Raw genomic sequence first — 21,290 nt, 5'->3', positions numbered from 1 at the left:
CCCCGGGCCGGGGTCGTGAGGGGGTCTCCACCGGAGGCCCGTTACTTCTTGCCGCCGAGGACGCCCTCGATGTAGCTGCCGGCACCGTTCCCGATGCCGGTGGCGATGGTGTTCGAGTGCTCCTGGCCGCTGTTGATGCCGCGCTCGCCCTGCTCCAGCTGGCTGTGGAAGATGTCGTACTTGCCGGCCAGCTCGTTGTACTTGGTCTGCCAGTCCGCGATCTTCTGCTGGAAGATCGTGCTGGAGGTGGCCTGGAAGTTCTGCCGGAGCTCCTGGATGCTCTTCTCGATGTTGGCGTCGATCGCCTTCATCGCGTTGAACTGCTCGTCCACGGTGCCCTTCACGGACCGGATCGCCGTGGCTTCCGTCCTCGTCGTCCCCGTCGTCATGGCACTCCCTCTCTCGCGCGCCCCGTCTCCCGTGCCGTTGCCGGCGGGCGGACCGTCCGGGGCGTGGTGGCGGTCCGCCAGGCTGAACGGGCCCGGGGGCCGGGCCGGTTCAGCCGCCCCGGACGGCGGTCCGCCGGCCGCCGCTCACCGGACGCACTTGCCCTCGGCCGCGGCCGGCTGGACGAGGGAGGCGCCGGCCAGTACGGCCGGGTCCAGGCTCGGCCCGGCCGGGAGCAGGGCCAGCAGCCGGCCCGGGACGGACACCGGGGCGGCCCCCGCGTAACCCAGCTTCTCGACCGCCGACGGGGCCAGCGGGTAGCGCACCCCGTTCTCGGTGACCAGGTACAGCGTCGCGCCCTGTCCGGAACCGGAGAGGGCCCGTACCAGGGCGCCCCCGCCGGGCCGGACCGCGATCCGGTCGGCCGGGGTGCAGCTGGGCACGACGCCCGGCTCGGACACCGGGGGCAGGCCCAGGACGGCGGTCGCGTCCGCCGTCCGCAGGTCGACCTCACCGGTCCCGGCGCCGGGCCCGGCGGTGGGCAGTCCGGCGCACAGCGCCTGGCCCTGGCCCGGCGCCAGCAGCGCGGGCGGCCGCTCGGGCAGGCCCGCCGGGACGAGCTCGGCCGTCGCGGCGGCGGGGGCGGAATGGGCCGCCAGGTCCGCGGCGCCGACCTGGCCCACCGTCACCGGCCCGTTGGCGTAGGCGTCCACCTGGGTGCGCGGGTCGCCCTGGACGAGGGCCAGCATCGTCGGCCCGACCGGGACCAGGCCCTGCGCGGTGAGCAGGTAGCGGTCCTCGCCGGCGCCGGCGAACAGCTGGCCGGTCCGGGTCGGCCGCCCGGAGAGCTCGGGCCCCGCCGTGCCCCGGCCCGGCAGGTCGGGCCCGCGCAGGCCGGGGCCGGTCGCGAAGGTCTCCAGGAAGGCCGCCGTCACGGGGACGGGGGTCGCCGTCTGGTAGCCGAGAGCGCGCACCGCGCCCTCGGCGACACCCAGCGCGTAGCGCCGGCCGTGCCAGAGCAGGTGCGGGGCGCCGTCGGGCCCGGCGACCAGCGCCGCCCGGTCCCCGGCGGAGCCGCCGCCGGGCCCACCGCCGACCGCCACGGCCAGCATCGGCGCGGGTCTGGCGCCCGCGGTGGCCGCCTGCACGGTGCAGGCCAGCCAGTCCGAGCGGTCCAGCCCGCCGGGGGCGGGCAGCGCGTCGGGGGCGCCGACGATCCCGACCGGCCCTCCGCGGGGGGCGCCCTCCAGCGAGTTGCGGGACACCTCGTCGACGACGAGCTGGCCGCCGGCGAGGAGCCTGGCACTGGCCTGGTTCAGCACCGGATGCAGCAGGCCGCCGGCGTAGAGGTACCGGGTGCCGGTCTCCTTGACGACGACCACGGTGCCGGGCTTGCGCCAGCCGGCCGCGCCGCCGGGCTTGACGATCCCGTAGACGCCCGCGCCCAGGCCGGCCAGCAGTGCCAGCGCCACACCGATGGCCGCGCCCCGGTTGGTCCGGCCGATGGGGGTGTCGGGGGCGTCGGGCTCGGCCCTCAGGACGCCGGCGGCGACCCGGCCCATGACGAAGAGGTGGGCCTGCACCTGGTCGCGGCGGGACTGCATGGGGTTGGTCCTCCCTGCGGTTCGTGGGGTCCGGTCCGGCGGGGCGGCCGGGCCGGGGCGGCCCGGCGGCGGGCCGGGACCGGACGGCGGCTCAGCCGCCGAGCCCCCGCATGGTCCGGTAGAAGCCGAGCACCTGGAGGGCGAGCGGCAGCAGGGCCAGCGCGGCCAGGCTGTGCACCAGGTCGCCGGCCCGGCCCCAGTACGGCAGCAGCCGGCGCCCCGGCACCGTCCAGGCGAGGACGCCGAGCCCGACCGCGAGGACCAGCGAGGCCCCGAACAGCACCAACCGGTCCGCCCCGTCGCCGTCCACGCCGAGCCGCACGGCCAGCAGCACCAGGCCGAGCGCCCCCGGGAGCAGGACGGCGAGCCGCTGCCGGATGCCGCCGATGTCGCGGGCGTGGAGCATGAGCAGCAGCGACAGGTCGACGGCGGTGGCCCGCGCGCCCCAGCCGGTGTCCGGGGACCACGCGAGGGCGGTCAGGGCCGCCGCGCAGACGGCGCCGAGGGCGATCAGGAAGGCCGCCAGGTAGCCGTCGGCCACCGTGCTGCGGGAGAGCACGTCCTCGGCGGGGAACGGCTCGATCTCCTCCTGGAGCTCGTCGGAGTTGCGCGGGAGGGCGGGCAGCCGCAGTCCGGCGAGCTTGAACGCCAGCCCCGGTACGAAGGCCCCCAGCAGCACCGCGCCGGCGGCGCCCACGGCGGCGATGCCGGCCGCGCCGGCCCCCGCGGCGGCCATCGCCCCGGCGGCCAGCGCGAACAGGGCGGCCACCAGCAGGCCGGGGAGGAAGAATCCGCCGCCCGCCACGGCCAGCGCCACCGCGGTCGCGCCGACCGCGGCCGAGCCGCCGGCCAGCATCCGGGTGGACCCGTCGAGGCCGGGCAGCAGCGCCGCGGCGGCCGCCGCGTGGGCCACGCCGGCGGCCGCCAGCGCGGTGGCGGCCGGAGTGTCGCCGACGGCCCGGCCGGCCGCGGCCGCGCCGCCGAGCAGCAGGACGGCCGCGCCGGCGGCGCAGGCCCAGCGCAGGTCCCCGTCGCCGGGCAGGGCGAGCAGGAACAGGCCGGTGGCGAGCGCGACCAGGGCGAGGACGAGGGCGAGGTGGTGGGTGACGGCGGGCCGCCAGGAGTCGCCGCGGGCTGCCATGCCGCTGCGCACGCCGTCCACCAGGTCGTCGAAGTGCACCTCCGGCAGGGTGTCGCGGCGCGGGCGCAGGTGGAGTTCCTCGCCGTCCCGCACGCCGAGCGCCTCCAGGCTCAGCTCCTCGTCCAGGGGCTCGCCGCCGGCCCGCTGGAGCACCCAGCCGTCGTGCTCGACGCCGCTCTCCTCGACGCCGGGGCCCGCGAAGCCGAGCACCGTCGGCAACAGGTCGGCGAGCACGATGTCGCCGGGCACGGCGAGTTCGAACGCGGCATCGGGTGCGCGGAACCTCAGCCTGCACAGTCCGGTCGCCGCCACTCCACCGCTCACCTGTCGCGCCTCTCGCTCGCCCGGCCTCTCCGGTCCCCCACCGGCACTACGGGCGGCGGGGGCGGCGCGGTTCACCCGCGCGGCGCACCGCGCCCGGTCCGGGTGAACCGCACGGGACGCGGCGGCCGTTGGCCAGGGTGCGGTCCCGGTCCGCCGCCCGGGCGCGGTGCCCGCGCCAGGGTGCGGCCGGCCGCAGTGGAGCGAGGCGCCGCGCGCGCGGCGAGAGGAGAATCCCGTTGAGCGTGGTCCTGGTCGACCGTCCGCCCCGGCGCCCCGGACCGGAGATGCCGGACGGCGAGATCCAGCTGCAGGAGCCGCCCGGTCTGCCGGAGCCGCAGAGCGGCGTCTCGCAGATGCTGATGATGGCCCCGATGGCGTTGAGCTCGCTGTCGATGGTGATGATCTTCCTCAACCCGAACGGCGGCAGCGGCCCCCTCCAGTACGTGGCCATGGGCATGATGGGCCTGTCGGCGGTCGCCATGCTGGTCACCCAGCTGGTCCGCGCCTCCGGCGACCGCAAGCGGCAGCTGCGCGGCGAGCGCCGCGACTACCTGCGCTACCTGTCCCAGATGCGCCGCCAGGTCCGCCGCCACATCGTGCGCCAGCGGACGGCACTGGCCTGGCGCCACCCCGCGCCGGGCTCGCTCGCCTCGCTGGTGCGGACCTCCCGGCTGTGGGAGCGGCGCTCGTCCCACCCGGACTTCGGTGACGTGCGGATCGCGACCGGCCCGCAGCGCCTCGCCGTCCGCCTGGCCCCGCTGGCCACCAAACCGGTGGAGGACCTCGAACCGCTGTGCGCGCACGCGCTGCGCCGCTTCATCCACGCCTACGGGTCGATCGCCGACCAGCCGATGGCGGTCCACGTCCGGGGCTACGCGCAGGTCCTGATCCGCTGCGCCGCCCCGGAGGGCGACGGCGGCGAGCCCGGTCCGGCGCCGGACCAGGAGCCGGCCCGCGCCCTGGCCCGGGCGATGCTCGCCCAGCTGGCCTTCTTCCACGCCCCGGACGAGCTGCGGATCGCCGCCGCCGTCGCCCCCGGGCGGCAGGCGGACTGGGACTGGCTGAAGTGGCTGCCGCACGCGCTGCACCGGACCGAGACGGACGGCGCCGGCCCGGTGCGCCTGGTGGCCGGCTCCCTGGTGGAGCTGGAGCAGTTGCTGGGGCCGGAGTTCGGCGAGCGCCCGCCGTACGAGCCGGAGTCGCAGCCCGCCCCGGACGAGCCGTTCACGGTCGTCGTGCTGGACGGCGTCCAGGTCTCCTCGGGCAGCCGGGCCGCGCTGGCCGGCTACCGCAACGCCGTGCTGCTGGACCTCGGCGACGCCCTGGAGTGGAAGCACAACAAGTACCGGCTGCGGCTGCGGATCACGGACGACCGGCTCGACCTGGTCGGCGCCGACCGCAACCGCAACGACGAGACCACCCCGCTCGGGCGGCCGGACGCGCTCGCGGTCGTGGCCGCCCGCCGCTACGCGACCCTGATGGCGCCCTACCGGTTGGGTGACGCGGTGGACGCCGCCGAGCCGCTGAACACCGACTTCGACCTCACCGCCCTGCTGGGCATCGGCGACCTGCACCGGCACGACGTGCGCCGGGCCTGGGACGGCCGACCCCGCCACCAGCGGCTGCGGGTCCCGCTCGGCCTGGGCGCCGACGGCCGGCCAGTCGACCTCGACCTCAAGGAGTCCGCGCAGGGCGGCATGGGCCCGCACGGCATGCTGATCGGGGCCACCGGCTCCGGCAAGTCCGAGCTGCTGCGCACCCTGGTGCTGGCGCTCGCCCTGACCCACTCCTCCGAGACCCTCAACTTCGTCCTGGTGGACTTCAAGGGCGGTGCGACCTTCCTCGGCCTGGACCGGCTGCCGCACACCTCGGCGGTGATCACCAACCTGGCCGACGAGGCCGCGCTGGTCGACCGGATGCGCGACGCCCTGCACGGCGAGATGAACCGCCGCCAGGAACTGCTGCGGGCCGCGGGCAACTACAGCTCGTTGCTGGACTACGAGACCGCCCGGGCGGCCGGCACCCGGCTCGACCCGCTGCCGACGCTCTTCGTGGTCGTCGACGAGTTCAGCGAACTGCTCTCGGCCCACCGGGACTTCATGGAGCTGTTCATCATGATCGGCCGCCTCGGCCGATCACTCGGCGTCCACCTGCTGCTCGCCTCGCAGCGCCTGGACGAGGGCCGGATGCACGCCCTGGAGTCCCACCTCTCCTACCGGATCGGCCTGCGCACCTTCTCCGCCATGGAGAGCCGCGGCGTGCTCGGCGTGCCCGACGCCTACCAGCTGCCCTCGCAGCCCGGCAACGGCATCCTGCGCAGCGACATCGCCACCCTCACCCGGTTCAAGGCCTCCTACGTGTCCGGCCCCTACCGCCGCCGGCGCGGAGCCGCCCGGCAGGCCGCCGCCGCCGGGCAGGTGATCCCCTACGACACCGCCTACGTGATGCCGCGCCGGCCCGATCCGGTGGCGGTCGAGGAGGAGACCACCGAGGAGGAGACGACCGTCACCCTGCTGGAACTGGCCGCCGAGCGGCTGCTGGACGCCGGTCCGCCGGCGCACCGGGTCTGGCTGCCGCCGCTGGAGGTCCCGCCGACCCTGGACGAGCTGCTGCCGCCACTCGGCCCGGACCCCCGGTACGGCCTGACGCCGGAGGGCTGGCCCGGCCGGGGAGGACTCGCCGTGCCGGTCGGCGTGGTGGACCGGCCGTTCCAGCAGATGCGCGAGCTGCTGGTCGCCGACCTGTCGGGCGCGGGCGGCCACGTCGGCATCGCCGGCGGTCCGCAGAGCGGCAAGAGCAACCTCCTGCGCACCATGATCACCGGGCTGGCGCTCACCCACTCGCCGCAGGAGGTGCAGTTCTACTGCCTGGACTTCGGCGGTGGCACGCTGTCCTCGCTGCGCGGGCTGCCGCACGTCGGCGGCGTCACCGGACGCCACGACCCGGAACGGATCGGCCGCACCCTCGCCGAGGTCACCGCCGTGATCAGCCGGCGGGAGCAGAGCTTCGCCCGGCTGGGCATCGACTCGATGGCCGCCTTCCGCCGCCGCCGGGCGGCCGGGGACCCCGAGCTGGCCGACGAGCGGCACGGCGACGTCTTCCTGGTCGTCGACGGCTGGAACACCGTCCGCCAGGAGCTTCCGGACGTCCTGCCGGTCTTCACCCTGATCGCCGGACGGGGCCTCAACTACGGCGTGCACCTGGTGGTGGCCGCCAACCGCTGGGGCGAGATCCTCGGCGGTCTGCGCGACCAGCTCGGCACCCGCCTGGAGCTGCGGCTCGGCGACTCCATCGATTCGATGATCAACATGCGGGCGGCCGCGACCGTGCCCCGGATCCCCGGCCGGGGCCTCACCGAGGAGCGGCTGCACTTCCTGACCGCGCTGCCCCGCATCGACGGCCAGGGCGGCGCGGACGACGTCGCCGAGGGCGTGGCCGACCTGGTGGACGCCGTCAACGAGCACTGGACCGGCCCGCGCGCCCCCGAGGTGCGGATGCTGCCGCTGCTCCTGGACGCCGCCGACCTGCCGGCCCCCGAGGGCCGGCTGCGGGTCCCGCTCGGCCTGGAGGACACCAACATCGCGCCGCTCTGGCACGACTTCGAGGAGTCCCCGCACCTGCTGGTGGTCGGCGACAGCGAGAGCGGCAAGACCAACCTGCTGAAGCTGATGATCAAGGCGATCACCACCGCGTACACCCCGGACCAGGCCCGCATCATGCTGATCGACTTCCGGCGCGGGCTCTACGAGAGCCTGCCGGAGGAGTACCGGCTCGGCTACGCCGTCTCGGTGGACGTGGTCAAGCAGATCGTCACCGGCGCGGCCCGGGCGATGGAGGCGCGGGTGCCCGGCGAGGACATCAGCCCGGCGCGGCTGCGGCTGCGCGACTGGTGGACGGGCCCCGAGCTGTTCGTCATCGTCGACGACCTCGACCTCGTCCCGGCCGCCTCCCCCAACCCCTTCGAGCCGCTGCTCACCCATCTCGCCCAGGGCACCGAGCTGGGCCTGCACCTGATCGTCGCCCGCGGCGCCAACGGGATCGGCCGCGCGTACGGGGACCCGGTGCTGCGCCGGCTCCAGGACATCAACACCCCGGTGGCGCTGCTCTCCTGCCCGCCGAGCGAGGGCACGCTGTTCGGCAGCACCAAGCCGCGCGAGCTCCCGCCGGGCCGCGCCCTGCACATCAGCCGCCGCAGGACGGTGCAGCTCCAGACGGCGCTGATGCCGGAGCCGGGCGGGCCCGGGGCGGCGCCGGAGGGGCTGGAGTGAGCGGTGAACCGGGGGCGCGGCGGGAACCGTAGTCCAGGACGATGAGCCTCTCCCGCACCGGTGCGCGCCCCGGCGACCCCGCACCCCCGGCCGAGCCCCGCCGCCGCTTCGGCTTCCGGCGCGGGCCGCAGGCGCTGCCCGCCGGGGGCGGCGCCGACGCGGCCGCGCCGGCGCCCGGTCCCGCACCGGCGCCCGGTCCCGCACCGGCGCCAACGGCGACGACACCGACGCCGGCCGCCCTGCCCGTCCCGGTACGGGCCGCCGCCCCGGTCCCGGGCCCGTCGGTGCTCCGCGCGGTCGGCCCGCACTTCGTGATCGCCTCGTCCACCGCCCGCGAGGACGAGCTGTCGGCGGCGGTCGGCGCGCTGCGGCCCGTCCCCGACGCCGTCGTGGTGGTCGCCGCCGCACCCGACTCGGCCAAGGTCCTGCGCGACCGGATGGCCGACCTCGGCGTGATCGCCCGCGCCCGGGGCGCCGCGCACCTGGTGCTCGCCGCCTCCGGCCTGGCCGCGCTCGCCCCCAACGGCCGGCGGCCGGCCGAGGTCGTCGCCGAGCGCGCCGGGGTGCCCGTGGTCGCGCCGGACGGCCTGGTGGAGATCACGCCCGGCGGCAACCTCAAGGTCACCGACCCCGCGGGCGCCGTCGAGGCCTCGTCCTGGTGGCGCTGCGAACCGGGCGAGGCGCCGCGCCGGATCAACGACACGATCGGCGCCTCCGCTCCCGCACCCGCCCCTTCCCCCGCGCCCTCCCCCGTGCCCGCTCCCGCGCCGGTCGTCGCACCCGCCGCCGGCCGGGCCGACGCCGTGCGGGTCCTGCGGCTGCCCGCCGGCTTCTGGCTCACCGACCGGGCCGACCCGTCCACCACCCCGCTGCCCGACCTCCGGCTGGCCGCCGCGCCGCCCGGCAACGCCGTCGTCCTGATCGGCACCCCGGCCCGGCCGGTCCTGCTGCCCGAGGACTTCACCGAGGCCGTGCTCGCGCTGCCGCTCGGCGCCGACCGCCCCCTGGTCTGCGCCCCCTGGGCGGCCCCCGACCAGCTCGCCGCGCTCACCGGCGCCCTGGCCGCCCGTACGGCCCGGCCGGTGCAGGCCTCGATCGGCCTGCCGGTGCTCGGCCCCGGCGGCCCCACCTCGCGGATCCTGGACGGCGGCGGCCGGGCCGGCTGGGAGCCGTTCCTGCTGCGCCTCGCCACCGGCCCCGGCGCGCCCACCACCCCGGCCGCCTGGCGCAACGGCGGCGCCGACTGGCACACCGACGGGCCCGCCGTCTTCCGGGCCTTCCCGCACTGGGCGCTGGAAGCCGTCCCGGCCGGGCTCTGGCTGCGTCCGGAGCCCCCGCACGTCCTCACGCCGCGCTTCCGGCGCCCCGAGGCGGCCCGGCCCCTGCTGATCATCGGGGAGCGCGACCGGCCGGTGCCGGCCGACGCCTTCGAGGAACTCGGCGCCCTGCTCGACCGGCTGCCGGCCGCCGGTGCCGAGGGGTTCGGGCTGCTGGTCCACGGGCTGCTCGAACCGACCGCCGAACGCGTCGGCCGCTTCGTGGCGCGGATGCACGAGCTGGAGTGGCTCGGGGCGGAGCAGCCGCTGAACGGCCCGCGGGGCGTGGCCCCGGTGTCGTACGGCATCGGCCGCCCGACCGCTGTGCCGCGCCCGGCCCCGGTGGCCCCGACAGCCCCGGCAGCCCCGGCGGCTCCGGCGGCCCCGGCAGCTCCTTTGGCCCTCGGAGCGACCGGCTTCGGGCCGGCCGCCCGGCCCGAACTCCCGTCTCCCCGGCGGGTGCCGACGGCTCCGGAGCCGGAAGCCGGGGCGTCGGCGCGTCACCAGGTGCCCCCGGTGCCCGAGCCGGAGCCGCTGCCGGTCCCGCTGCCGACGCCCGTCCGGGCGACCGCCGCCCCCGCCAGCGGCAGCTCCGCCGGTGCCACCGCGCCGTCCCGCCGGGCCCCGGACCCCGTCGGCGAACCGGCCGCTCCCTCGTCCGCCGCCGGCAGCGCCGCCGTCGCCGGTGCCGACCCGGCCGCTCCGCCGGCCCGGCCCGCCACCAGCGGCGCGCCCCTTGCCTTCCGGACCCCCGAGGTCCCCCCGGTCGAGTCGCAGGCCGAGCCCCCCGTCGGGCCGCCCGCCCGACCGACCGCCGAGCCCGACGCCGAAGCGCCGCCCCTGACGGCCGAACCGGAGGAGACGGCACCCGGCCCCGAACCGGCCGGCGAGCCCGACGCGGACGCGCCGGACGAGGACACGCCGGACGCGGACACGCCGGACGCGGACGCGCCGGGCGAGGACACGCCGGACGCCGGGACGTCCGCACCCCCGCCCCGCCGAACGGCGGCCCGCTACTTCGGCGTCGACGACTGCCCGGCACCGGTGACCGGGACCAGTGCCGCCGAGCGCGACGCCGTCCGCACCCTGCTCGGCGAGCACTACCACCGCTGCACCGGCCGGCTGGAGCAGCTCGCCACCCGGCTCCCCGGACTGCGCTCCACCTCCCAGGACGACTTCAAGCCCGACCTGGCCGCCGTCCTGCTCCACCACACCGACACCGGCGTCCCCACGAGCCGCGCCGATCTGGTGGCCGCCGCACGGTCCGGCGACCCGGCCCTGCAACCGTTCCTGCGGTGCCTCGGCTCCGGCCTGCGCCGACTGCCGAGCCACCACGGCGCCGTACTGCTCGGCGCCGCGGCCGGCCCGGACCCGGAGGCCGTCCTGGCCCACTACCCGACCGGCCGGCAGTTCCGCGAACCGGCACCGCTGTCCGGGCTGACCGCGCCGGGATCCGAACTCCCGGGCTCCTCCGTGGAGTTCCTCGTCTGGTCGGCCACCGGCCGGCGCACCTCGGTGTTCGACTCCGGCGACGGTCCGACCCAGGCGGTGTTCCCGCCGGGAACGGCGTTCACCGTCGTCGGCGTGGTGCCCGCCGACGACGACCGGCCGGCCTGCGTCCTGCTGCGCGAATCGGGCGGCGACCCCTCCGAACGCAACCGCAACGCCCTCACCCGCCTCCGCGCCTGGCTGGAACGCCGCGCCACCATGCCCGCGGCCGAACGTCCCCGGGCCGACTCCCCGGCCCGCTTCCACCTCACCCCGGGCGTCGACCTCGACACCCCCACCCCATGAGCCCCGCCCGTCCGGACCCTCGGCGGGACTCCGGACGGGCGGACCGGCCCGTTCACCGCCGACGCGACGTCCACCCGGATCCGGCGCCCGCGCAGGCACGCCGCACGGCCACCGCCGCGTCGGCTCCGACCCGAGGACGCCCACACCCGGCCGTCACCTGCACGGCAGGCACGGACCCGGCTTCGCCCCCCGGCACTCACGGGCACCGCCGCACACGGGCCGGACGGAGGACCACCGGCTCCAAACTCGGCACCCGGCACCCGGCAGGACACGATCACCCACCTGACCGGCGCCCTCCCCAACCAGCCCCGGCCCCACCGCATCCGCCCCGCACGGCCGCCGCGCGCGGGCAGGACGAAGGACGGCCGCGCCCACGCCCCTGTCCACGGCGCGCGACCGGCGGCTTCGCCCCCGCTACCGCCCGCTCGCCCACGTCTCGGAGGCCGTCGCCACCGGCGCGGCCGGCGGGGTGCCCGTCACCGCCGGACGGGCGGGCGCGGCGGCGACGGGTGCCGCCGACTCCGCCGGCAGCACCCGGCCCACCGTCAGCCTGGCCGCCTGGGGCTGGAGGTGACCGCCGTCCCTGCGCACCGCCGGGACGAGGGTCCCGTACTGCCCGGCCCCGACGGCCGGCACCTCCCCCGCCGCGGCCGCCGCACCCGGAACCGTGCCCGCGCCGGACCCGGGCGTCCCCCCGTGCGCGGGCACCCCGGGAACCGCCGTCGTGCCGTGCGCCGCCCGCGCGACGTACGCGGGCACGCCGGCCGGCGGCGCCGCCGGAACCGCGGTCGGGGCCTGGCCTCCCACCGTCCCGACGGCCCCGCCGACGGCCGCGCCGCCGCTGGTCCGCAGCCCGCCCCGGGTCGCCGGGCCCAGGCCCTCCGTGGGGGACGCCGCCTCGCCCGGGCGCTCGGCGACCGTTCCGGACAGCCGCAGGATGAGGTTGCGCTCGGTGGGGTCGCCATGGGGCCAGTCGCAGTCCTTGCTGCGCACGATCCGGCTGCGCAGGCCGCTCCGCGAGGTCTGCCACGGGTACGGCAGCACCCGGACGTTGGGCCGCCAGCCGACGCCGGGCACGCGGTGCTGGAGTTCCATCTCCCATTCGTCCGCCCGGACGTCCAGCGAGGCTCCGGTCCGCCCCTCCAGCACGAAGGTGCCGTACGGGGTGCGCACCACCACGCGCTGGTCGAAGTCGGCGTCCTTGTCGAGGACGGTGATCCGCAGCGGCTCGTTCATTCGCAGCATGGTCGCCCTTCCGGCGCTCGAAGCCCGCGGAACCGCCACGGCCCCGCCACTTCTGTCGACGGCGCGTCCGGAGGCCCGGGTTCACGGGCACCCCCGCCCCGGCCGCGACCGCACCCGCCGGTGAACCCTTCACCCCGACCCGGCCGTTGAACAGCCGTGACGGGTCGCCCCCGCACGACCCCGAGGTCCGTGCGACCGGCGCGACCGGCCACGACGGCCTCCGCGCCGGTTTCCCGATCGGGCAGGCCGACCCTCCCCATCGCGCACTCCTCCGCAACCTCCGTGCACGCACGGTGCACCGGACGGCCGGGCCGGCCCGGGACCCTGGTCCCGCCCGGCGCCGCCCCGCTCCCCGGAGGTCCCACCCGCCCCACCCGCCACATCCGCCACGCCGTCCCCGGCCCGGCGGGCCCGGCCGCCCGGCGCCGGGCCCTCGTTCGCCCCCGGAAGACACCGGTCCGGCCGCGCCGCCGCGGCCGACACCGCAACCGGGCCGCCCCGGCCGCCGTCCATGACCACCGGGGGAGCGGCGCCCGGCCGCCGCCGTGGAGACGGCGGACGGGCTCACGTCAACCCCCCGGACGGCCCGATCCACAGCTTCTCCAAGCCATCCACCGGAGGTCACGAACCGAACATTTGCCGTGGCTAGACTGCGCCCGCATCGGACGGGGACCCTCGTCCACCTGCTCTCACCTGGGAGAATCCGTGTTCGTTCGGCTGCTGGGCCCGGTGGAACTGCGGACCCCCGACGGCCGGTCCGTCGAGCCCGCCGCCGCCAAGCGGCGTGCCACGCTCGCCCTGCTGGCACTCGAACTCGGCCGCACCGTGCCGGTCGGACGGTTCTTCGAACTGCTCTGGGGGGACACGCCTCCGGCCCGGGCCCGGGCCGCCCTGCAGGGCCACGTCGCGGCGCTGCGCAAGGTGATCGCCGGCTCCGACCTCGTCCTGTCGACCCGTCCGCCGGGCTACCGGCTGGACGGCCCGGCCCACGCGGTGGACTCCCTGCTGTTCGAGCGGCTGGTCACGCAGGCCGCCGCGGAGAACGCCCCGGCCGGCGACGAGGCGGCGGCCGGTCTGCTGCGCCGGGCGCTCGACCTGTGGCACGGTCCCGAAGCCCTGGCCGACCTGCCCGAGACCGACCTGCGGGACGCGCTCGCCGACCGCCTCCGCAAGGACCGGTCCCGCGCGCTGGAGGCCTGGGCCGACCGGCTGCTGCGGCTGGGCCTCGGGGCGGACGCGGTGTCCGAACTCGACCGCGCGCTGGAGTCCGACCCCTGGAACGAGCCGCTCGCCGCCCTGCTGGTGCTCTGTCTGAACCAGGCCGGGCGCCCCTGGGACGCGCTGAACACCTATCACCGGACCCGCCGCCGGCTCGCCGCCGACCTCGGCGTGGGCCCGGGCTCCGCCCTGCGGTCGGCGGTCTCGGGACTCCACGCCGAGGAGCCGGCGCGACGTCCGGCCGGCACGGCCCCCGTCCGGATCATCGGCCTCCCCCGCCAGGGCGGCACCACCGCGGCGGCCGCCGCGCCCGCCGCCGCCCCGCGCTCCCCCCTCCCGGCCCCGGCCCCGACTACGGCCCCGGCTTCGGCCCCGGCGCCGCCGCCGTTCGCGAGCTGCAAGCCCACCCCGCGCGCGTCCACCGTGCGGGGCGAGGGCCGGAGCCTCGGCCGGGTCCCCTCCCAGGCCGACGCGTTCCCTCCGACCCCGGCCGCCCACCTCGCCGCGCCCGACCGCCGTGCCACGCCCACCCACCTCGCCGCGCCCGACCGCCGTGCCACGCCCACCCACCTCGCCGCGCCCGACCAACTCCCGCGCCCGACCACCGGATTCGTCGGCCGTTCCGCCGAACTCCGGACGCTCGGCGAGCGGTTGCGGCACGGCGGCGGCATCGGCGTCCTGGTCGGACCGGCCGGCACCGGGAAGACCGCCACCGCCGTGCGGTGGGCGCACGACGCGGCCGCCGCCTTCCCGGACGGGCGGCTCTTCGCCGACCTCAACGGCTTCGGCCCCGGCCGGCCCGCCGAACCGGCCGCCGTGCTCGGCCGGTTCCTCCTCGCCCTCGGCGTGCCGGAGGCCGCGCTGCCCGGCGACCGGGCGGCCCGCGCCGCGCTCTTCCGCTCGCTCACCCGCGAGCGCCGGCTGCTGGTGGTGCTGGACGACGTCCGCGACGCCCGGCACCTCACCGACCTGCTGCCGTCCGGCCCGTACGGCGCGACCGTGATCACCAGCCGCAGCAGCCTGGAGGACCTGGTGGTCACCGAGGGCGCCGCCCCGCTGCGGCTCGGCCCGCTGCCCGCCGAGGACGCCCGCGGCCTGCTGGAGCACCTGCTCGGCCGCGCCCGGGTGGCCGCCGAGCCCGAGGCCGCCGACCGGCTGGCGGAGCTCTGCGGACGGCTGCCGCTCACGCTGCGGATCACCGCCGCCCGGCTGGCCACCCGCCCCGGCTGGGCGATCGCCGACCTGCTGCCCGAACTCGCCGACGAGCGGACCAGGTTGAACGCCCTGGACACCCGGGGAAGCAGCAGCCTCCGGGCCGCCCTCGACCTGACGCTCGCCCATCTCCCGGACACCGCCGCCCACCTGCTGGCCCTGCTCGCCGTCCACCCCGGCACCGAGACCGACGTCCCGGCGGCCGCCGCGCTGCTCGGCGCCGACCCCGCCGACGCGGGCGCCGCCCTCGCCGCGCTCGCCGCGCACCACCTGCTCACCGAGACCTCCCCCGGCCGCTACCGCCGCTGCGACCTGGTCCGGCTGTACGGCACCGAACTCCTCGACGCACGGCCCGCAGACGAGCGGGCCGAGGCCGTCGAGGCGCTGGCCGACCACTACCTCGCGGCGGTGGCCCACGGCGCCGCCCTGCTCCAGCCCGCCCCCGGTGCCGCCCCCGCGGGCGCCGGCACCGGCGGCGGCGTCCGGCGCGCCGTCCGCGCCGTCCGCGCGCGCTTTCCCACCGTCCGATCGGCCCTGGACTGGTTCCAGGCCGAGGAACCCGCCGTCCGCGGCCTGGTCACCGCCGCCGCCGAGGGCGGCGACGCCCACCGCGCCTGGCAACTCGCCTACCGCGCCGACGGCCTCTACTACAGCGTCGGCCGCCGCGCGGACCGGCTGTCCTGCCTGCGGACCGGCCTCGACGCGGCCGGCCGCACCGGCGACCCGGCGGCCGTCGCCGCGATGGAGGCCGTGACGGCCCGCGCCCTGAGCGGCCGGGGCCGGACGGCGGAGGCGCACCGGCTGGCCCGCCGGGCGGTCGACCGCACCGACGGGACCCGCGACACCGTCCGGGTGCAGGCCCTCACCGTGCTGGCCGTGACCACGGCGGCCGGCGGCCGGCCGGCCGAGGCGGTCCGGCTGGGTGAGCGGGCGATCGCCCTCGCGGAGGCGCAGGGCCATGCCGAACATGCCCCCTACGCGCTCAGCAACACCGCCGGACTGTACGGGCTCGTGGGCGAGCCGGCGCGGGCGCTGCGGCGCGCCCGCGAGGCCCGGGCGCTGCTCTCCGAGCACCCGCTGGCCGTCTTCCAGCTGTCCGCGATGATCAACGAGGCGCACGCCCTGCACCTGCTCGGCCGGTCCACGGAGGCGGAGACCGCCTGGCGGCAGACCCTGGAACGCTGCCGGCTCGCCGGCGCCGTCCACCCGCACGCGGTGGCGGAGCGGCACTTCGCCGACTTCCTGCTGGCCTCCGGCCGCGCCCCGGAGGCCGTCGGAACGCTGCGCTCGGCCCGCGGCCTGTACCAGCGGCTCGGCGACACCGCGGTCGTCCGCCGACTGGACGAACGGCTGGCGGCTCTAGCCGGCTGAGCGCCGCCCGGCCTCCGGGTCCGCCATCCCGGGGTCCCCCGGCACCCCCGCCAGTTCCGCCGTCAGCGCCGCCACGCCGTCCTCGCCGAAGCGGTGCAGCAGCAGCGCCACCCACTCCACCGCCTGCGCCCGCTCCAGCGGCGACCACCGCGCCGCCGAGGGGTGCTCGTCGACCACCAGCGCCTCGGCGATCCTCCGCAGCCCGTCCGGGACCACCGTCCGCGGCCCGCGCCGCCCCAGGCCGTCCACGGCCAGCCGGCGGGCGGCCGCGACCACCTCCGCCCCGTCGGCCGGCGGCACCGCCCACCCGCTACCGGCCCGCTCGTCCGCCCCGGCGCGCCCGTCGTCCTCGGCCGGCTCGGCCGCGAGCCAGCCCGCGACCAGCTCCCGGATCCCCGTCTCGCCCACCGCATCCGCCATGGCAGCCAGCTTGCCAGCACCACGTCCCGTGGTCATCACCGTCACGGTGACGAGTACGGCTGCCGGCCCGTGCCGCGTTCACCGCGGGCCCCGGCCGGGCCGTCGGCGGCGGGCGGTAGCATCGCCGCATGACCTCGTACTGGCACGTCGTGCTGCCACCGCTGTCCGCCTGACCGGGCGCACACACCGGCAGTCCTGATCCCGCGACCCCGGCCGGCCCGCAAGGGCGCCGGGGGTCCGTGCCGTGCGCCCGTTCCGAATCCAGTCCGCCTGCCGGAATCCCGGAATTCGACAACGGAAGTCCACGACTGTGCCGAACCGCGCCTCCACGCCCGCGTCCCCGTCCGTCTGCGCGCCCGCGCCCGCGTCCCCCGCCGTGGGGGCCCGCCGCCCCGGGGCCCTCGCCGGCCCCCTGCCGGTCCTCGCCGCCGCCGTGCTCTGGGGCACCACCGGCACCGCCGGCTCGCTCGCCCCCGCCGGCGCCCCGGCCGCCGCCATCGGCTGCGCCGGGCTGGTGCTCGGCGGGCTGCTGCTCCTGCTGTCCGACCGCACCGCCCACTCCCTGCCCCGCACGTGCACGCCCCGCGAACGGCGGCTGCTGCTCCTGGGCGCGCTCGCGGTGGCCGGATACCCGCTCACCTTCTACCCCGCCGTGGCCCGGACGGGGGTGGCGGTGGCCACCGTGATCGCCCTGGGCAGCGCTCCGGTCCTCACCGGCCTGCTGGCCTGGCTGACCGGCGGCCCCCGGCCCACCGCCCGCTGGGCGTGCGCCACGGCGACGGCCGTGCTCGGCTGCGCCCTGCTGGTGCTCGGCCCCCGACTCGGCGGCGGCGCCACCCCGACGGACCTCGCCGGCGTCCTGCTGGCGGCCCTCGCCGGACTCTCCTACGCGGCCTACTCGCTCGTCGGCGGCCGGCTCATCGCCCGGGGCCATCCGTCCGCCGGGGTGATGGGCGCGATGTTCGGCGCGGCCGCCGTCCTGGTCCTGCCCGTCCTGCTGATCGGCGACCCCCACTGGCTGGCCGCGCCGCGCGGACTGCTCGTGGTGCTGCACCTGGGCGTGGTCACCACCTTCCTCGCCTACCGCCTCTTCGGCCGCGGCCTGCGCCACACCTCCGCCCAGACGGCCACCGCCCTGACGCTCGCCGAACCGGCGGTCGCCGCCGTCCTGGGCGTCACCGCCCTCGGCGAACGCCTCCCCGCCGCCTCCTGGTCCGGCCTCGCCGTCCTCACCCTCGCCCTCGCCGTCCTCACCGCCCCCCTCCCCCGCCGCCGCTGAGGCCCGCCGCCGAGACCGGCCGCCCCACCCGCCGAGCGCCGCCGGCCGGCGCACCGTGGCCGATCGGCGCGGCCCCCGGCGAACGCCCCCGCCTCTCCCGGCCCGGCCCGGCAGCCCTCACCCGCCCAACGCCGCCAACCGACGCGCCAAGGCCGGGTTGGGACGGCCCTCGGCGGTGTGCAGGGCGAGGGCGCGCCGCCAGCAGTCGGCGGCTTCCCCGGGACGGTCGAGTTCGGCGAGCACGGCACCGTTGAAATCGAGGGCCAGCAGAGCGAGCCGGGTCTCACCCTGCTCCTCGGCGACAGCGAGTGCCGCGCGAGGGCTCGGATCACGGCCCGCCGGCCTGGTTCGGTGGTGGCCTACATGGCTACTCCTTGTGACGTGGAGAACGCCCCCGTTTCGTGACTGCGGGGGTCGTCACAAAACGGGGGCAGGCCCACCCTCGGGGGTCGAAGCCGCCGGGGCCGGAGCTGTCACTCATGGGGTGTCCCTGCGGGTCGGGAGTGCGGGTTCGAGAAGGGAGCCGCCGACCGTTCGCGAGGGCCGGACGACGTACGTCAGGCATTCGGTGTGCTCCCCGGTCGGGACGAATCCCGCTTTGAGGAGGACGCGTCCGGAGGCCGGGTTGTCAGGGTGGTGCTTGGCGTGGACCTCCGGCAGGCCGAGGCGGCCGAACGCCAGGGCGAGGATCTTGTGAACCCCTTCGGTGGCGTAGCCCCGGCCCCAGGCGTCGGGGCGCAGGACGTAGCTGATGGCGGCGGCGGGGCGGTCACAGTGCAGCTTGACGATGCCCAGGAGGTCGGCGTCCACGACGAGGCCGAGCATGTACAGCGTGCGGGGATCCTGGGCTGCGTGGGCGGCGGCGCTTTGGGCGTAGTAGCGGGCTTCGGCGGGATCCATCGGTGCCCGGCCCAAGTACTCGGTCGCCTCCGCGCTGTAGATCCGCAGCAGGGCCTCGGCGTCGCAGGGAACCAGCTCCCGTAGCTCGATCACCCGTCCACCGCTTCGATGAGCTTGACGAGTTCGGTGGCGGTGGGCCGGTCGTCGGGGGCGGCCAGCAGGACGTAGCGCAGCCGGGCCTGGAGGGCAGGCCAGGGCGTGGCGGTGGACATCGGGACGGCACGGTGGGCGATGGCCTTGCGTTTCGCCTCCACCGGGGCGTCCTCGGCGAATCCGCCGGCCTCGTAGTCCAATGGCCAGGCACCGGTGGCACAGGTCCACAGGGTTGCGGCGAGGGCGTAGACGTCGGCGGGCTGGGTCGTTCGGACGGGCTGGGGGCCGTTGATGATCCGGGCGGCCAGTTCGGGCGAAGTGAGGTGGATCATCGTGCCGTCGAACCTCGACCAGGGGGTCTCGCCGAGTCGCCGGGACCAGGCGAAGTCGAGGAGCCGGACGCCGTGCTCGGTGTGGATGCCGTGCTGCGGTTGGAGGTCCCCGTGCACCCACCCGGCGTGGTGCAGGTCGGCCACGGCGCGACACAGGTCGACCGCGGCGGCCAGGGCGTCGTCCCTGCCCTCGTCCTTCTTGCACAGGGGCCGGAAGACGTCCCAGGTGGACGGTCCGGCCAGCCACGGGGTGACGTACCAGACGCCGTGGTCGAAGCGGCCGGCGGTTACGGTGTAGCCGGGGAGCTGGTCCAGCACGGAGGCTTCGCGGGCGGTGACCTCGGCGGCCTCGCCGGTGCCGAGCTTGATGCTCACCGCCCCGCGCGGACCGCTGGCCTTCCAGACCGCCGAGCCCCGCCGGTCGCTGATCTCCTCCAGCTCGACCGGTCCGCAGGCTGCCTCCGCGGCCTTCAGCGCGGCTGCGGCAACGGAAGTGAACTCGCCCATTCTCGTACTGCCTTCCACTCGCAAGGGATGTGCTCGAAGACGTCCCGACCGTCATCGACTGCCACGGACAGCGCCGTCGCGAGGTCGGGCGTGGTCTCCAAGAACTTCGGGTCCAACGGCCGCACGCCCGCCCGTACCGGGAGGAACGAGAACGGCGGCGGCGGGATGCTCTGCCCGCGCCGACCGGTCTCGACGGCGCCCTGGGCGAACTTGCCGAACATGATCCCGACCGGGGCGTACAGGTTCTTCAGCGCCCAGTGCGGCCAGGTCAGCAGTTCGCGGTGGTCCGCGCCTTCGCAGCGCCCGAGCAGCACCACGTTCTCGCACGCGAGAACACCGTACGGTCGGCCCATCAGCGGCCGGACCCATTCCGCGGCCTGGACCCCGGCGTAGAACAACTCGGCCTCCACGGCGTACCGGTGGCTGCCCGGAGTGATCTCGTACACGGTCCATCCGGTCATGCCCCGTCGGGTGGAGGGGCGCAGGAACGGACAGTGCTGGTAGAGCCCGGTGAGATAGTCGTCCACGTCCACGCTGGCGGGGTTCTCCGTCCGGGCCTCGGTGAGGCGGAGCGCCCCGGTGGTCGGCCGGGACGCTCCGTCGAACGGTGCGGTGATCACAGGTAGGACGACGCCGGGGCCAGGTCGTCGCCGTCGCCGGGGCCGGGATTGGGGCCGCAGTCCCACTCGGCGGTGACGGTTCCGGTCTCGCGGTACTGCGTGAGGGCTTCGGTGTTCACGGTGCCGTCGACGTTGGTGAACCAGATCTCCGGCAGGGGACCGTACGCCTCCTCGTACGCGGCCACCCAGGAGATGGGCCCGGAGCCCGTCATCTCGACGTGGGTCAGCTTGCTGCCGGCGTGCCGGAGGGTGAACGCCTCGTGCGCGGCCGGGTCCGCGAGGAGGGCGTGCCACGCGGAGTCGACGGCGGCGGAGAACATCTGCGGCGCGGTCTGACCCGCGTCGATCCGGCGCGCGGCGATCGTGAAGAACTTGCCCAGCTCGTCCAGCTCGACGCTGGGCTTGAGGGTGGTGGTGCTCATGTGCCTCTCCAATCGGGTTGGCCACTGCTCGCCCGGGAGTGGGCGAGCAGTGGTGGGTGGTGGTGCGGCCCGGGTTCGGTGGAGGGCCCATTCCGTCGAACCGGGGGCTCATGGGGCGCCCGACGGCGCGGTTGGGGGTCAGAAGCGGCTGGAGGCGATCAGCGCCGTTGCCAGCGCTATCAGCGCGAACAGCGCGAGGGTGTAGGCGACGGCGACCGAGCGAGGGGTGGGAGCCCCGCGAGCGAAGCGTTCGGCCGCCTCTCGGTAGTCGTCCTGGCCGTCGTCCACAGGCCTACCCCGGCCGCTTGGCGCGCGCGGGCCGCAGGGCGGCCCGGCGGAGGGGCGTCCGGGCTCGGGCGATGCAGTCAGCGCAGGTCATGTGGCAGGTGCTCCGGGTGTCGCCGGAGACCTGGAGCAGAGCGCCCGCGCAGACCAGGGTCTCCCGCCGGCAGGCCCAACAGGTCCCGTTGCGGTAGCCGTCGGGGCGGTCGGCGATGGTCCCGTCTTCAGCAACCCGGATGGTCGGCAGGGTGCTCAATCCGCCAGCTCCAAGTCCTCCAGGAGAACCAGCTCCGGGTAGGGGTCGGAGCTGGTCCGGTTCACCCAAGCGTGGTTGGCGAGCTTGCTCGGGGTCTCCGCGACGGTGCCCGTCCAGCCCTCCGTGCGGTGCCGGACCGGGTCGCCCTGGATCACACTGTTCACAGTTGCGCCTCTCCATCGAGTCGTGGACACGAGGGTGGTTGAGCCGATGCCCGTCAGGCCGATCGGGCCGGCAGATCGGTGCGACGAGCCGTACACTCCCGGCAGGAGCAGGTCGAGCGCACGGCGGCGATCTGG

At 77.0% G+C, this 21,290-nt stretch carries 16 protein-coding genes; 4 read left to right on the top strand and 12 right to left on the bottom strand.

The window, feature by feature from the left end; all coding sequences use genetic code 11:
* Positions 1-41 precede the first annotated feature (41 nt).
* The 3 genes from ACFC0B_RS21370 to eccD all read right to left on the bottom strand — a co-directional run bounded on the left by ACFC0B_RS21370 (position 42) and on the right by eccD (position 3,456).
* The gene (locus tag ACFC0B_RS21370; protein WP_376087766.1) at positions 42-344 is read right to left on the bottom strand and encodes a hypothetical protein; all 303 of its coding nucleotides are present in this window, start codon (positions 342-344) and stop codon (positions 42-44) included.
* Between the two features lie 189 nt (positions 345-533).
* Positions 534-1,991, bottom strand: a complete 1,458-nt coding sequence (gene eccB / locus ACFC0B_RS21365; RefSeq protein ID WP_376087763.1) for a type VII secretion protein EccB — start codon at positions 1,989-1,991, stop codon at positions 534-536.
* A gap of 91 nt (positions 1,992-2,082) precedes the next feature.
* Positions 2,083-3,456, bottom strand: a complete 1,374-nt coding sequence (gene eccD, locus ACFC0B_RS21360) for a type VII secretion integral membrane protein EccD (protein ID WP_376087760.1) — start codon at positions 3,454-3,456, stop codon at positions 2,083-2,085.
* 236 nt (positions 3,457-3,692) lie between these two features.
* Here eccD and eccCa point away from each other — a divergent pair, with 236 nt between their 5' ends.
* Positions 3,693-7,724 carry a type VII secretion protein EccCa gene (eccCa, locus tag ACFC0B_RS21355; protein WP_376087757.1) on the top strand — a complete coding sequence of 1,344 codons (4,032 nt, stop codon included), beginning with the start codon at positions 3,693-3,695 and terminating at the stop codon, positions 7,722-7,724.
* 41 nt (positions 7,725-7,765) lie between these two features.
* The gene (locus ACFC0B_RS21350) at positions 7,766-10,834 is read left to right on the top strand and encodes a hypothetical protein (protein ID WP_376087754.1); all 3,069 of its coding nucleotides are present in this window, start codon (positions 7,766-7,768) and stop codon (positions 10,832-10,834) included.
* A gap of 414 nt (positions 10,835-11,248) precedes the next feature.
* On the opposite strand, the gene ACFC0B_RS21345 is transcribed toward ACFC0B_RS21350, so the two are convergent.
* Positions 11,249-12,070, bottom strand: a complete 822-nt coding sequence (locus tag ACFC0B_RS21345; protein ID WP_376087751.1) for a hypothetical protein — start codon at positions 12,068-12,070, stop codon at positions 11,249-11,251.
* A gap of 714 nt (positions 12,071-12,784) precedes the next feature.
* Here ACFC0B_RS21345 and ACFC0B_RS21340 point away from each other — a divergent pair.
* Positions 12,785-15,880, top strand: a complete 3,096-nt coding sequence (locus ACFC0B_RS21340; protein ID WP_376087748.1) for a BTAD domain-containing putative transcriptional regulator — start codon at positions 12,785-12,787, stop codon at positions 15,878-15,880.
* Here ACFC0B_RS21340 and ACFC0B_RS21335 read toward each other — a convergent pair.
* Positions 15,869-16,300, bottom strand: a complete 432-nt coding sequence (locus ACFC0B_RS21335) for a hypothetical protein (protein WP_376087745.1) — start codon at positions 16,298-16,300, stop codon at positions 15,869-15,871. The two genes, ACFC0B_RS21340 and ACFC0B_RS21335, sit on opposite strands and share 12 nt — an antisense overlap.
* 310 nt (positions 16,301-16,610) lie before the next feature.
* Between ACFC0B_RS21335 and ACFC0B_RS21330 the strand changes: the two genes are divergently transcribed.
* A complete protein-coding gene (locus ACFC0B_RS21330) occupies positions 16,611-17,579 on the top strand; it encodes a DMT family transporter (protein ID WP_376087742.1) in 969 nt (322 codons plus the stop codon).
* A 477-nt stretch (positions 17,580-18,056) separates the two neighbouring features.
* Here ACFC0B_RS21330 and ACFC0B_RS21325 read toward each other — a convergent pair whose 3' ends face one another.
* From ACFC0B_RS21325 to ACFC0B_RS21295, 7 genes are all read right to left on the bottom strand, one after another.
* On the bottom strand, positions 18,057-18,572 hold the full coding sequence (locus ACFC0B_RS21325) for a GNAT family N-acetyltransferase (RefSeq protein ID WP_376087739.1): 516 nt from the start codon (positions 18,570-18,572) through the stop codon (positions 18,057-18,059).
* Positions 18,569-19,411 (bottom strand): hypothetical protein, encoded by an 843-nt coding sequence (locus ACFC0B_RS21320; RefSeq protein ID WP_376087736.1) that lies wholly within the window; start codon positions 19,409-19,411, stop codon positions 18,569-18,571. Before ACFC0B_RS21320 ends, ACFC0B_RS21325 begins: the two co-directional genes overlap by 4 nt.
* A complete protein-coding gene (locus ACFC0B_RS21315) occupies positions 19,375-19,944 on the bottom strand; it encodes a hypothetical protein (protein WP_376087733.1) in 570 nt (189 codons plus the stop codon). The genes ACFC0B_RS21320 and ACFC0B_RS21315 overlap by 37 nt, the downstream gene beginning before the upstream one ends.
* Positions 19,945-20,027: 83 nt before the next feature.
* Positions 20,028-20,453, bottom strand: a complete 426-nt coding sequence (locus ACFC0B_RS21310; protein WP_376087730.1) for a hypothetical protein — start codon at positions 20,451-20,453, stop codon at positions 20,028-20,030.
* Positions 20,454-20,591: 138 nt separating this feature from the next.
* Positions 20,592-20,741, bottom strand: a complete 150-nt coding sequence (locus ACFC0B_RS21305; protein ID WP_376087727.1) for a hypothetical protein — start codon at positions 20,739-20,741, stop codon at positions 20,592-20,594.
* Positions 20,742-20,745: 4 nt separating this feature from the next.
* A complete protein-coding gene (locus tag ACFC0B_RS21300; RefSeq protein WP_376087724.1) occupies positions 20,746-20,991 on the bottom strand; it encodes a hypothetical protein in 246 nt (81 codons plus the stop codon).
* On the bottom strand, positions 20,988-21,155 hold the full coding sequence (locus ACFC0B_RS21295) for a hypothetical protein (protein WP_376087721.1): 168 nt from the start codon (positions 21,153-21,155) through the stop codon (positions 20,988-20,990). The genes ACFC0B_RS21300 and ACFC0B_RS21295 overlap by 4 nt, the downstream gene beginning before the upstream one ends.
* Positions 21,156-21,290: the final 135 nt, after the last annotated feature.

The sequence above is a fragment of the Kitasatospora sp. NPDC056184 genome (assembly GCF_042268405.1).
In the GTDB taxonomy this organism is placed as follows: Bacteria; Actinomycetota; Actinomycetes; order Streptomycetales; family Streptomycetaceae; genus Kitasatospora.
Note: the sequence above shows the minus strand (reverse complement) of the source record. Positions and strands in the feature narration are given on the sequence as shown.